11 protein-coding genes are annotated in these 12,858 nt (G+C 40.8%); 10 read left to right on the forward strand and 1 reads right to left on the reverse strand.

All coding sequences use genetic code 11. The annotated features are described in order from the left end of the window. The first annotated feature begins 322 nt into the window (after window positions 1-322). The 10 genes from G4Y78_RS10875 to G4Y78_RS10920 all read left to right on the forward strand — a co-directional run bounded on the left by G4Y78_RS10875 (window position 323) and on the right by G4Y78_RS10920 (window position 11,458). Window positions 323-1,393, forward strand: a complete 1,071-nt coding sequence (locus G4Y78_RS10875) for an ATP-grasp domain-containing protein (protein WP_163833041.1) — start codon at window positions 323-325, stop codon at window positions 1,391-1,393. 42 nt (window positions 1,394-1,435) lie between these two features. After that, complete coding sequence (locus G4Y78_RS10880) at window positions 1,436-3,112, forward strand: thiamine pyrophosphate-binding protein (protein WP_163833042.1); 1,677 nt, start codon at window positions 1,436-1,438, stop codon at window positions 3,110-3,112. After that, window positions 3,105-3,734, forward strand: a complete 630-nt coding sequence (locus G4Y78_RS10885; protein WP_163833043.1) for an HAD family hydrolase — start codon at window positions 3,105-3,107, stop codon at window positions 3,732-3,734. The genes G4Y78_RS10880 and G4Y78_RS10885 overlap by 8 nt, the downstream gene beginning before the upstream one ends. Window position 3,735: 1 nt before the next feature. Continuing rightward, on the forward strand, window positions 3,736-4,698 hold the full coding sequence (locus tag G4Y78_RS10890; RefSeq protein ID WP_163833044.1) for a GNAT family N-acetyltransferase: 963 nt from the start codon (window positions 3,736-3,738) through the stop codon (window positions 4,696-4,698). Further along, window positions 4,698-5,114, forward strand: a complete 417-nt coding sequence (locus tag G4Y78_RS10895; protein ID WP_163833045.1) for a sugar 3,4-ketoisomerase — start codon at window positions 4,698-4,700, stop codon at window positions 5,112-5,114. Before G4Y78_RS10890 ends, G4Y78_RS10895 begins: the two co-directional genes overlap by 1 nt. Further along, entirely contained in the window at window positions 5,111-6,217 is a 1,107-nt protein-coding gene (locus tag G4Y78_RS10900; protein ID WP_163833046.1) for a DegT/DnrJ/EryC1/StrS family aminotransferase, read from the forward strand. Before G4Y78_RS10895 ends, G4Y78_RS10900 begins: the two co-directional genes overlap by 4 nt. A 1-nt stretch (window position 6,218) precedes the next feature. Then, on the forward strand, window positions 6,219-8,192 hold the full coding sequence (locus tag G4Y78_RS10905) for a carbamoyltransferase C-terminal domain-containing protein (RefSeq protein WP_163833047.1): 1,974 nt from the start codon (window positions 6,219-6,221) through the stop codon (window positions 8,190-8,192). A gap of 9 nt (window positions 8,193-8,201) precedes the next feature. Further along, window positions 8,202-9,629, forward strand: coding sequence for a tetratricopeptide repeat protein (locus G4Y78_RS10910; protein WP_163833048.1), 1,428 nt, complete (start codon window positions 8,202-8,204; stop codon window positions 9,627-9,629). A 67-nt stretch (window positions 9,630-9,696) separates the two neighbouring features. Next, window positions 9,697-10,596, forward strand: a complete 900-nt coding sequence (locus G4Y78_RS10915) for a glycosyltransferase family 2 protein (RefSeq protein WP_163833049.1) — start codon at window positions 9,697-9,699, stop codon at window positions 10,594-10,596. Beyond that, entirely contained in the window at window positions 10,589-11,458 is an 870-nt protein-coding gene (locus G4Y78_RS10920; protein WP_163833050.1) for an NAD-dependent epimerase/dehydratase family protein, read from the forward strand. Before G4Y78_RS10915 ends, G4Y78_RS10920 begins: the two co-directional genes overlap by 8 nt. A 281-nt stretch (window positions 11,459-11,739) precedes the next feature. Here G4Y78_RS10920 and G4Y78_RS10925 read toward each other — a convergent pair whose 3' ends face one another. Next, a complete protein-coding gene (locus tag G4Y78_RS10925; RefSeq protein ID WP_163833051.1) occupies window positions 11,740-12,294 on the reverse strand; it encodes a sugar transferase in 555 nt (184 codons plus the stop codon). Window positions 12,295-12,858 lie beyond the last annotated feature (564 nt).

Below are 12,858 nucleotides of genomic sequence, written 5' to 3' on the forward strand. Positions count from 1 at the left end.
GTACCAAACGGTGGTACATTCTTATCTAATGTGCTGGGCCGATTAGCTGCCTGATAAGACGTCATTTGTTGCTTTGTTACGAGTGTTATTGCACCCACATTTTAACTCTTCGGTATAAGTCTTCTTTTTTCTGGTTATATCTACTCCGACAACTTAGGTGACAATTGGCGCTTATCCAAGAGTTGGTTTCCACTTGATCATTACAGTGTTGATTTTGGTAAACAAAAACCTACTGACTCATTTAAATACAAAGTGGCTGCATGAATAAGTCAACGGTTATGTCAATCTAAAAAACTTCGGAATCGAGTAGTTAGGAAAAAATATGAATAAAAAAATTGTTATTACAGGGGCAGGGAGCGCTCAATCGAACGCCACCATTAATTGCTTGTTGATGGCCGATGATGGTGAGACGATTGTGGGACCAGGAGCAGATCCGGTTGATCTTATGTTTTGCAGGGCTCATAAGCGTTATCTCGTCCCTCATGCCAGCCAGCCTAACCACAAAGAGTCATTGCTGCGGCTATTGGAAATGGAGCGTCCTGACATGATCCATTTTCAGCATGATTTAGAGGTATGGAAGGCATTACAGTTTCAAGATGAAATTGAGGCTCTAGGAATAAAAATGTTGGTTCCGAGTTTTGAAACAGTTGATACCTGTGTTCATAAGTATAAATCTTGGCTTAAGTTCAAAGAGGCTGGAATTCAGGTCCCAGAAAATATTGTTCTTAATGAACCATCGGACCTGCGTCGAGCATTAAGAGATCTTGGTGATGAAAATGGCACAGTATGGCTTCGATCAATGTCAATTGGAAATGGTGGAAAGGGTTCTTTGGCAGCCAATGATTTTGAAGAGGCAGAAAAATGGATTAACCGTAACAATGGGTGGGGTGAATTTACGGCCGCTGAAATTTTGACCGATAAAACAGTGACATGGCTTTGCATCTATGTCCAAGGTGAACTGATTGTTGCTCAAGGGCGCAGTAGGCATTCATGGGCATATAGTGCCATGAGTCCTTCAGGTGTGACAGGTATAACCAGGGTCTGTGAAACAGTAAGCAATCCGCAGGTAGACGAAATTGCGGTGAAGTCAATTAAGTCTGTGATGCCGGTGCCTCATGGTATTTTTGGTGTTGATATGACCTATGACCGAAATGGAATACCTAATCCTACTGAGATCAATGTTTCCCGCTTTTTCACCACTATTCAGTTCTTTGCAGAAGCAGGGCTGAACATGCCAAAGATCCTTAAAGATATTGTACTTTATGACAAACTTCCTAACCTTGAGTGTCCGGAAAATCCACTACCTGATGGTCTGTTGTGGTTGCGTGCTCTGGATGCACCGCCAATCCTTACTACGGAGGGCGAAATCAATGACACCCTCCTTAAAGTCTAGGGTTTAACAGGGTTTTACGATACTAAGTGTAGGAAAAATGTTATGAATGTTGCTCAGTATGTGGCAAATTTTTTAGTCGACAAGGGAGTGGCCCATGTTTTTGGGTACCAAGGAGGTGCAATCCTCAAGTTGGTAGATGAGTTTGTTGCAACTGGAAAAATTGAGTTTATTCAGAACTATCATGAGCAAGGTTCAGCCTTTTGTGCTGATGCTTACTCGCGTGTTACTGGCAATCTTGGGGTTGCTTTGGCAACTTCTGGGCCCGGTGCAACGAACTTGATGACGGGGATTGTTAATGCCAATTTGGATTCAATACCCACATTGTTTATTACCGGCCAAGACTACAAGGCTAATATTACTAAGAAGAATGGTGCTCGCCAGAACGGCTTCCAAGATTTGGATATTGTCAGTATTGCTAAGCCTGTTACCAAATATTCGTCTTTAGTCGTAGATCCTAAAACAATTCGCTATGAACTTGAAAAAGCTTACTACTGTGCTACTCAGGGTAGACCGGGAGCGGTATTACTGGATATTCCTATCGATATTCAGTTCGCAGAAATTGATCCTAAGGCTCTTAAAGGTTTTACTCCAACTGAAGCCTTCGGTAATTCAGGTATAGATGTTAGCAGAGTAATTCAACTCATGCAGGAAGCCGCTCGCCCGCTAATTCTAGTTGGTGGCGGTGTACGTTTGAGTGGGGCCGAAGAAGCATTTTATCAGTTTGCGAAACAGTCAAATATTCCGGTTATCTCAACCCTTAATGGACTTGATGTGTTTGAAGGTGGTTATGGTTTTGCTGGGTTATATGGTAATACTGCTGCAAATCTCGCCGCACAGAATGCGGACCTGCTAATTGTCCTTGGTGCGCGCCTCGGGCAGCGTCAAGTAGGAAAAGTGCCAGAGAGATATACTATGGCACGCATCATTCACGTTGACATTGATTCTGCAGAGCTCAAGAGAGTGTTTCCTGATGAGCTGATCATCAATGTACACCTAGAAACCTTTATAACAGAAATGTTGTCCGCATTGAGCAAAGAAAACTTGCCAGATTACTCCTTATGGCATGAGACCATCAGTTCTTGGAAAGAAAAATATCACGTCAATGCATTGCTTAATGATGTCGGTTTGGATCCGGTTCGTGTTGTTGAGAAAATGATGCCGTTAACTTCGACAAATGCCATATTTGTCAACGATGTTGGCCAGAACCAGATGTGGGTATCTCAAGCCTTTCAAGTAAAAAAGGGACAGCGACTATTAAACTCTGTAGGTCTGGGGAGTATGGGTTTTTCTCTTCCGGCCGCCATAGGCGCAAAATTTGCCAAGCCAGAACACCTAGTATTGTCCTTCACGGGAGATGGTGGCCTTCAGATTAATGTTCAGGAATTGATGCTGATTGGAATGCGTCAGCTAGGTATAAAAATTGTGGTATTTAACAATAATACTCTGGGTATGATTCGTGAGGTACAAATCCGTTATTACAATGCCAACTATCATGGGGCCAATCCATTTGAATTTGGTTGTGTTGATCTAAAAATGCTGGCGCAGACGTATGGTCTTGGTTATCGACGGATTGGAGCTCTGGAAGATGTTGATTCATTGAGGGATGTTTTTTCGGATGACTTACCCTATATCATTGAAGTACCGATTGCTCTTGATTCTAAATTGACCAATCGTTATGACGAAGCTGATTGCTTCGAAGCGGAACGCATTCATGGATAGAAACTTGTTCATCGACTATGACGGAACATTGATAGATTCTCGACGACGACAGTATGAGTTATTCGTGGAGCTAATTGGCAAGGTTGAAATTAGTCTAGATCAGTATTGGAATGATAAGCGCGACGGAATGAAGCAAAGCGATATGCTTAAATTATATTCCTCACCCTCGCCAGAAAAAATACGTCACTTTAGTCATGCATGGATGAAACTGATTGAAGAACCCAAACGCCTGAAAAAAGATAAGCTAATCTCAGGTGCTTTAGACTTCCTTGGTAAAGCAAAGCAACACTTTAAACTGCATCTTGTAACAGGCAGACAGAATCGTGACTTTCTCATTGAGCAGATGCATCAACTTGGAATTTATAATTATTTCACCAGCATGCTAAATACTGCACAACGTATGTCAAAAGCGAATCTCATGTGCTCGAATACTTGCATCGGCATAAACGATGTATTCATTGGTGATAGTGGCGAAGATATTCTAACTGGCAAGGAATTAGGAATCTTTACTGTGGCTGTTGCCTCAGGCGCAAGTTCTGTTATAAGACTCAAGAAATATACTCCTGATCTCATCGTGAGTTCGGTTGAAGAATTGGATCTGCTTGCCCTAGGGGCATGTTGATATGACAGTCACCGTTTATCCTTTTTTAGAAGAAGATTCTCAGCAATGGGATGAGTTTTCTGAACAAGCAGATCAATCGACATTTCTACATACCCGTCGTTTTCTGAACTATCATGGTGGGCGCTTTGTAGATCGCTCACTTCTTATTAAGGAAGATGGGAAGCTTCTCGGACTGTTTCCTGCGGCTGAACACCCTCAGCAGTGTAAACAAGTCACCAGTCATCCAGGTATAACTTATGGAGGTGTATTGCATTCTGGTGCACTGCGCGGCGAAAAGATTAAGGATGCCATAGTCGCTATCAGTCGATATTTTAACACGTTAGGCTATGAGTCCTTAATCTATAAAGCAGTGCCTACATTCTATCATAGCCGTCCTGCGCAGGATGACTTATACGCTATGTTTCGTCTGGGTGCGTTGCGTATAAGGTGCGACCTGAGCAGTGCTATAGATCTTAGCATTAAAGTGCCAGTGAGTTCGAGAAGACGCCGTGGCTTAAAAAAATCCCGCAACGCTGGGGTAAGTATCGTTTCAGGAGTTGAATACTTACCTGCACTTTGGGAGGTCCTTTCGGAAAATTTGATTCGAAAACACGGTGTTACCCCCGTTCACTCGCTCAACGAAATTACTCTCTTAATGAAACGTTTTCCTAACAATATCCACTGCTTGTGTGGTGTGCTAAGCAATCAAGTTGTGGCAGGAATAATCATATTCAGTACGACTGTAGCCGACCATGCGCAGTACATTGCCTCCAGTGAAAAAGGCTATGAGGTATCCGCCCTCGATATGGTCTTTGATCATTGTATTATGCAAGCACGTGAGTCAAAGAAACACTGGTTTGACTTTGGCGTCAGTACAGAAGACAACGGTGCGAAACTTAATGAGGGACTCTATAGGTTTAAAACAGAATTTGGTGCGGGTGGGTTTGTGCACGAATTTTACGAAATTGAACTAAGGAATTTTTAATGTCTATCCACGGTTCTAAGTTGATTGAGCTGCCTAAAGTTAATGATGAGCGGGGAAATCTAACATTTATCGAGAGTTTGAGGCATATTCCATTTGATATCCAAAGGGTTTACTACCTGTACGATGTACCTGGTGGTGCATCAAGAGCTGCACATGGTCACAAGGCATTGCATCAACTGATGGTTGCAATGTCTGGCAGCTTTAATGTGACTTTAGATGATGGCATGGAAAAGAAGCAGTATCACCTCAACAGGTCTTATCAAGGTCTCTATATCCCACCCATGATATGGAGGGATCTAGACAATTTTTCTTCAGGTGCCGTTTGTATGGTATTAGCGTCTGATTTTTTCGATGAAAGTGACTATTTTCGAAATTATGATGAATTTCAGTCTGCAGTATTGAGAATAAAAAAGTGAAGGTAAATTTTCTTGATCTAAATTTGTACCACAAAGAAATAGAAGGTGAGCTTTCCGATGCAGTCAGCCGGGTAATGGCGTCTGGTTGGTATATCATGGGATCAGAACTGGAGGCATTTGAAGAGGAATTTGCTAACTATTGTGGTGTTGAACATTGTGTAGGTGTTGGCAACGGTTTGGATGCTTTGCGCCTGCTTCTTTTAGCTTATGGAATAGGTCCCGGTGATGAGGTCATTGTTCCGGCCCATACATTTATCGCTACTTGGTTAGCAGTGTCTCAAGTTGGTGCTATTCCTATCCCAATTGAACCTGATACAAAAACATATAATATAGACCCCAAAAAGATTGAAGAGGCTATAACACTGAAGACAAAAGCTATCTTGCCAGTGCATTTGTATGGTCAGCCAGCGGATATGGATTCAATTAATAACATTGCTAAGAAGCATGGTTTACTAGTGATTGAAGATGCGGCCCAAGCGCAAGGTGCTAAATATAAGGGGACTCGATCATGTTCCCTAGCGAACGCTGCGGCAACTAGCTTTTACCCAGGAAAAAACCTAGGTGCATGCGGGGATGGTGGTGCAGTATTGACTAACAGTAAAGATGTTGCGGAAAAAGTTAGAAGTCTGCGTAATTATGGATCATTAATTAAATACCAACATGATGAATTGGGTTTTAATTCTAGGCTAGATGAAATTCAGGCTGCTCTTCTTAGAGTTAAACTTAAATATCTTGATTTTATGAATGAAAGCCGATTTAAAATTGCGAAGTTCTACTCTGCAAACATTCGATCATCAATTTTAACTTTACCTTTTGTACCAGAGTTTGCTGACCCAGTATGGCATCTATATGTTGTAAAAGCTAAGTTTAGAAAAAAATTAGAAGTTTACTTGCGTGATGAAGGCATTAGTACAATGATTCATTACCCTACACCACCAAGTTATCAGGGTTGTTATTTAACACAATCCTATGACCCGCAGCCACTTTCAGAGCAGTTATCTGAGCAAGTTCTTAGCTTACCTCTATATCCGAATATGCCTGAGGCAGCTGTACACTATGTTGTTGATATTCTGAATCAAGCAAATAAATTTATAGAGAGCTGAAATGGTAATTCTGGGGCTTAATCTGGGACATGATGCATCAGCAACCATAATAAAAGATGGTGCGATAAGTGGCCATGCTTTGCGCGAAAGGAACTCAAGGGTGCGTCATCACTTAGGTATTGATCGCTTAACAATAGAAGCTACACTTAAACAGGCCAAGATTACGGCAGGTGATGTAGAAGCGATTGCAATAGCTTCTACTCAACAAATTCCCTGCTTAGTAAATGATCCTGACTACCTAAATTTCAAAGAAAGAGCTTTTTCTAATCAGCCAAGCAGCTGTCGTTTGATTGATAATCCCTATTGGTCTGATGCGACAGATAAACTCATTGTCGAAAGGTGGAATAAGAATGATGACCCTCCGGCTCAAGCGGTAAGCTTTCTTGAGCAGCTAGAGACCAACCGAAGAATACCAATGGCAACGCATATTAATTGGGAGATTCTCAGTATATTATCCCCCCTTTATGGACCTCCTGAGTGGTTGAACCCATATCTATTGACTGACACAAAGAGCCAAATTAATTATTTTCTTAGTGAAAATATGCCGCAGGCTTTTAGCTTTCCTCTAGATGTAGAGCTTGCAGGAAAAAGAAAACCAGGGTGGTATGTTAATCACCATATGGCGCATGCAGCATCCTCTTTTTATAGCAGTCCATATCAAAGCTCAATGATATTTACCCATGATGGTGGCGTAGGTGTGGATTCAGGTTTCGTATTTAAAGGAGAAGCGGATAAGATAACCGGCATAGCCCCTCATTGGCTTGAGTGTGGCCAATTCTACGATTATTGTGCTAGCCGACTAGGCCTTGGAGAAATTGGAGGGGCTGGTAAGTTGATGGGGTTGGCGCCTTATGGTAAAGGTGCTCTTAACAGTTTAATACAGAGTGGGACGCGGCTTGATTGGGAGCAATGGGCAAAGGTTGATCTTCAACATTTTTCTGGTCCACTTTACGAGAAGATTTTTTCCTTCATGATTGACGCTGCGCAGCAGCAAAAACTAAACACTAATAATATTGGTAATCCACAGTTTGTGTTATCAGGGGCTGCCCCCGAAATTGCGAGTGCAGTACAGCATATGATCGAGAGGTCTTTAACTCTGTCGATTAGCCAGGCGGCTGAAGCATTCTGTGATAATCAATTGAATGAGCATGCTCAACATCTCTGTTTGTCTGGTGGAGTCGCTCTAAATTGCCCTGCGAATAGTAACTTGTTTAATTCTGGAAATTTTTCTTCAATTCATATTGAGCCGCACTGTGAAGATGGTGGACTATCCATTGGTGCGGCGCAATATGTTCAATATAATATTTATGACGCTAAGCGAAAAGTATATCCAAAGTTGACGAGTTGTTACGCAATGATGGGACCCTGTTTGGAGAATAATCATCAGGACGTATTTGCTGACTTTGAAGGGCAAATTACATGGGACAATTATGATAACTGGACCGAACGGGCTGCTGATGAATTGGCTCAAAACAATATTATTGCCATATGTTTCTCAACTTACGAAACAGGGCCACGTGCTTTAGGGCACAGATCAATTCTTGCGAATCCTCAATTTAAGAATAACTGGTCTAGGGTTAATAAAATTAAGACACGAGAGGAGTGGAGACCCTTTGCACCAGTCGTTTTGCAAGATGATATTGATAACTGGTTTTCAGACGGGCCTGGTTGCTCGCCGTTTATGTTATTTACCCACAAAGCTTGTTCTAGAGAAGTTGCAGAAAAAATACCGGCAGTAATACACGTCGATGGAACCAGTCGGGTCCAAACTGTAGTTAAAGAAGATGGTCCAATATTTGAAATTTTAAATAAAATTAAAGAAAAAGGCATTCCTCCAGTATTACTGAATACAAGTTTTAATGGCCCAGGTGAACCAATAGTTAATGATTCTAGGAATGCAATCAATATGCTTTTGAATACAGAAATAAATGTTTTATTTCTTGATGGGTTTATGGTGAAAAAATTAACTAATTAGCTCTAAAAGATGAAATACCCAGTGGTTGATATTGATATAGATAAAATTGGGTTAAATTCTAGCTTAAAAAAAATTCAGAATCTGACAAACCGTCTATTTTGCACTCCGACAAATGTTGGAAAAACTTTTGGTTCAGCTTATTTGGACAATCTGTGCCAAGATATTGGTCGAATAACGCTGCAAACTATTGGAGAGAATACTGCTCTCGAACAGAAAAATCGGCAAAATATAGCGGTTTATATTGCTAGTAAATTACAGTCATCTGGTGGTCATACTGCAGTTTTACGCGATACTATCAGACTTTCGTCAGAAAAAAAATCAATTATATTGGTAACTAACACATGCGGTTCAACAAAGAGAAAATCCGTATTTAATAGATTCAATGATATCCAAAATCTATATATAGAATATGCCCCGTCAGGAAATCACCTAAAAAAACTGAAATGGTTGCAGATCCGGTTGCTTGAATTATGCCCAAGGAATGTTTGGTTATTCAATCATAGCCAGGATAGTGTGGCGGTTGCTTCAGTCCAGCCAAACCAAGGGTATAATTTAAAATTTTATCATCATGCAGATGATAGGTTGAGTTTAGGAGTGTGTTTAGCATATGCACAACATTATGATTCTAACCCTAATAATTTCTATTGTTGCCGTGATGTGCTAGGAATTGAAAATAATCAATATCTTCCGCTTACCGCAAGTGATTATGGTGTTCATCAAGCGGCTTCTGAAATTTCAAAAGCCCGTGGTTTGGTTACTTGCACAGCAGCAAGTCATAATAAAATTGAAGTTGACTACTTTATTCGTTATGAAGATATTATTCCTGACATATTAAAAGTTACAGGTGGTCAACATATTCATATTGGCCATTTAACTCCTATGGCCAGAAACCGTATAAATAAGAATTTAGCCAGATTAGGTTTCCCTGTAGGACGTTTTATATATATACCTTTTGTTTCTAGTGTCTGGGATGCGCTTAAAAGGAATAATGTTAATCTATATATATCTTCTTTTCCCTATGGGGCTGGTCGAACTTCTGTTGAGGTAATGGGGGCGGGAGTTCCTCTAGTAGTTCACAGACACCATTCGGATCGCATGATTGGTGGAGTTGATCTAGTTTATAAAGGTGCGTTGATTTGGCGTTACCCTGATGAGTTGTTTTATTTCTTGAACAATGTAAATAGTGATCTGTTGAAAGAGCACAGTCGCCGTGCTCGAGAGTGGTATGATAAATACCATGCGACAAATATAGCTCAGAAAGTGTTGGAACAGTCACCTGATAGGCCTCAATGCCCTAAACTATCCTCTAACTTTACACCTGATTTTTTGCTACAAAGCTTATCCAATGATTGTGAGTTTAGTTTTCTTCCCTTGATAAAAGCAATGGCTTGGCGAAACTACAGACGCTGGAAATCGTACATTGGTCTTTATTTTTGACTTAAAGCTCCTTTCAAGAGTTTCTAGATTTCATATTGGTTGAAGTCAGATTTGAGTATCGTAAAAAATGAATGCAAACTTATCCATTGTGATTGTAAACTACAATTCTGGTGAGCTTCTCTCAACGGCTATTTCAATATGCATATCTCAAGCTGCTGAGGTTATTGTAGTTGATAATGCATCATCAGATGGGAGTATAGCGCTCTGTTCTGTTTACGTTAATCAATATTCGTCATTAAAAATTATTTATAACGATGTCAATTTAGGTTTTGCAGCTGCTTGCAATATTGGTTATCGTGCCGCTACGAACTCGGCCATATTATTTCTTAATCCTGATTGCCGGCTCACTCAAAATTCAGTTGATGACTTGACTAGCACCTTATATTCAGAAAATGGATGCGGCATGGTAGGCGGCTTGCTGGTAAACCCTGATGGCTCAGAACAGGGCGGCGGTCGGCGTGCAATCCCTACTCTTTGGCGCTCTTTTGTTCGTGCCTTTGGGCTGCATCGTTTAGCTAATCGATGGCCACGACTTTTCTATGACTTTTACTTACATAAACAACCCTTGCCAGACACCGCTATTGAAGTAGAAGCTATTTCAGGGGCTTGCATGATGGTTAAAAGAGAAGCTGTAGAGGAAGTGGGGCTTTGGGACGAAGACTATTTCCTACATTGTGAAGATTTAGACTGGTGCATGCGTTTTAGAGACAAAGGATGGAAAATACTTTTTGTCCCTACTGCAAAAGTAGTTCATCAACAAGGGGCGTGCAGTCAAAGCCGTCCTTTCTTTGTCGAATGGCATAAACATAAGGGAATGATTCACTTTTATCGTAAGTTTTTTCGTAACCAGTATCCGTTGGGCCTAATGGGTTTGGTAATTACTGGAGTCTGGATCAGGTTTAGTTTGGTTTGCATTCAACGCTCTGTGAAACTACTAGGTGACATACTCAGTCGTCGGTATGAATAGTCAACGCATCGGTTTAATTGGCGCAACCAGTCTTGTAGGACAATTACTTTTGCCTCGATTGGTTGATGAGGGCTATAACATTGTGGCCTACACACGTAAATCCATACATGTTCAGCCTGGCAGTAGCATTCAGTGGCGCTCCTTTGAGTCATCGCCATCACATATAGCCGAGAACATTCAATACTGGATTTGTGTTGCTCCTATCTGGGTATTGCCAGCGCATTTTGAACTTCTTGAGTCACAGGGTGTTCACCGTATCATTGTACTTTCCTCTACTAGCCGGTTTGGAAAGCTTATATCTAAAGATGTTGCAGAGCGAACGCTGGCCCAGCGATTAGCTGAAGCTGAGGCTAAGTTACAACGCTGGTCAGATGAGAGAAAGATTGAGTTGGTTATCCTTCGTCCAACGCTTATTTACGGCCGTGGTTTGGATACAAATGTTTCTGAAATCTCTCGATTTATTCTTCGTTTTGGTTTCTTCCCTTTATTAGGGCAGGCGCAAGGTTTGCGTCAGCCGATACATGCGGATGATGTAGCACAGGCATGCGTTGCTGCGTTACTACATAATGATGTTTCCGGCCGGGCTTTCAATCTTTCAGGTGGAGAAACCTTACCCTACAAAGAAATGGTAGAGCGTATCTTCAAGGCGAAGGGTAAAAAGCCAAGGCTATTTCCTGTTCCGCTGTGGGTGTTTGGACTTGCTGTAGCTGTCCTGAAATTGATCCCTCGTTACAAACACTGGTCATCGGCCATGGCGCAACGCATGAATCAAGATCTTGTTTTCGATCATTCTGAGGCCACAGGTGCATTCGGCTTTAGGCCCCGTGGTTTTTTATTAAAACTAGAGGATCTTCCAAAATAACATACACAACTATAAGTTTAGCAACTAAAATCTTTTCCAGCTCAATTCTCTAATTCCCCTTCCATTCATATTCACTTAGATGGTCGTTTATCCTTGTTTGCTAGGTTGTATTGCTGCAACTTAATATAAATGCTTTTCTTTAGGATAGATCTTTAAGCCGAAATCATTGTTTCCCTACTGTTGTATAACCTATTTTTTCATTTGACCAGTGCTATTTTGTTTAATATGCAACAGATTAGCTACATCTAAAAGTTTACTTCAAAATTATTGCTCATTATGGCTTATGATATTTTAACTTTATCCCCCTGGCCATGCCCAACAATAGTTTTAAGAACTAATGTAAAATACATACACAGGTTGAGTTGTTTGACCATAAGTGCATCAACCCTAGCCAATTTTTTAGGTGTAGACATATCTATGTTATTGACTTGTGCCAGGCCTGTAATACCAGGCCTGTAGTTGTACACTCCTCGTTTATCCCTTTCCTCAATAAGCACTTGCTGATTTGGCAAGCAAGGTCTAGCCCCTACCAAACTCATTTGTCCCAGTAAAACATTAATTAACTGGGGCAGTTCATCTAGCTTCGTTTTCCTTAAGAAGGCTCCAAGCCGAGTAACTGCACTTACATTAACCAAATGTGTTCCAACAGAAGCAGTTTGAGGGTGCATTGTTCGAAATTTGATTAATTTGAATGTGCAGCTATTTTTACCTATACGGCGTTGTACAAATATTGGCTTGCCAGTATCAAAGCAACCGATAACGGTTACGATGAGTAGTAATGGCCAAAGCAATAGTAAGCCAATCAATGCTACAAGAAAGTCAACTGCTCTAATCATAGAAGTGTTTGTTTCTTAGTCAAAATCTACTGTGTGACAGACATTCATAATGTATATATAGTCGGGCCTAGTGTACTAGATTGGCTAAGAGAAAACGATGCTTTAAAAACAATAGTTTACCAGTAAAGTAGTTTCGCTTTAGCCATTCCCATCCTACCTCGCTTTATATCTCCGCTTTTCTTTCTGAAGTGGCAAGAACCTCTATACTCCACTTAGTTTCCATTCACCTAAAGTGTTCCCTTCTTCAGCCTACAAGCAAACCAAAATCATATGGTGTACAAAAAATAGCCGTTATTAACTTGATGAATCGAGAATCAGTTTTTAGAACTTAAATAGAGACTGGAATTTAAACTATTGGCAACCTGTTTCTGATGTATAGAATCTATTAATAGTGAATACTTTTATTATATAATCATGCCTCTGTAACTCTAGGTCAGAACAGCAGCCTGATAAGTAATCGGAGTAGAAGTATGCAGTGCCAACTAGATCTATCTGCCAAGCACGTTTCAGTGCTTCTTAAAGTCTTTATTTCGCCAATTACTTCTGATACCTCAAGACAAGGTT

This window comes from Spartinivicinus ruber (genome assembly GCF_011009015.1).
GTDB classification, from domain to species: domain Bacteria; phylum Pseudomonadota; class Gammaproteobacteria; order Pseudomonadales; family Zooshikellaceae; genus Spartinivicinus; species Spartinivicinus ruber.

Excerpts from the sequence above, each read along its gene's own strand:
- G4Y78_RS10875 (WP_163833041.1), top strand. The coding sequence starts at position 323 with ATGAATAAAAAAATTGTTATTACAGGGGCAGGGAGCGCTCAATCGAAC.
- G4Y78_RS10880 (WP_163833042.1), top strand. The coding sequence starts at position 1,436 with ATGAATGTTGCTCAGTATGTGGCAAATTTTTTAGTCGACAAGGGAGTG.
- G4Y78_RS10885 (WP_163833043.1), top strand. The coding sequence starts at position 3,105 with ATGGATAGAAACTTGTTCATCGACTATGACGGAACATTGATAGATTCT.
- G4Y78_RS10890 (WP_163833044.1), top strand. The coding sequence starts at position 3,736 with ATGACAGTCACCGTTTATCCTTTTTTAGAAGAAGATTCTCAGCAATGG.
- G4Y78_RS10895 (WP_163833045.1), top strand. The coding sequence starts at position 4,698 with ATGTCTATCCACGGTTCTAAGTTGATTGAGCTGCCTAAAGTTAATGAT.
- G4Y78_RS10905 (WP_163833047.1), top strand. The coding sequence starts at position 6,219 with ATGGTAATTCTGGGGCTTAATCTGGGACATGATGCATCAGCAACCATA.
- G4Y78_RS10910 (WP_163833048.1), top strand. The coding sequence starts at position 8,202 with ATGAAATACCCAGTGGTTGATATTGATATAGATAAAATTGGGTTAAAT.
- G4Y78_RS10915 (WP_163833049.1), top strand. The coding sequence starts at position 9,697 with ATGAATGCAAACTTATCCATTGTGATTGTAAACTACAATTCTGGTGAG.
- G4Y78_RS10920 (WP_163833050.1), top strand. The coding sequence starts at position 10,589 with ATGAATAGTCAACGCATCGGTTTAATTGGCGCAACCAGTCTTGTAGGA.
- G4Y78_RS10925 (WP_163833051.1), bottom strand. The coding sequence starts at position 12,294 with ATGATTAGAGCAGTTGACTTTCTTGTAGCATTGATTGGCTTACTATTG.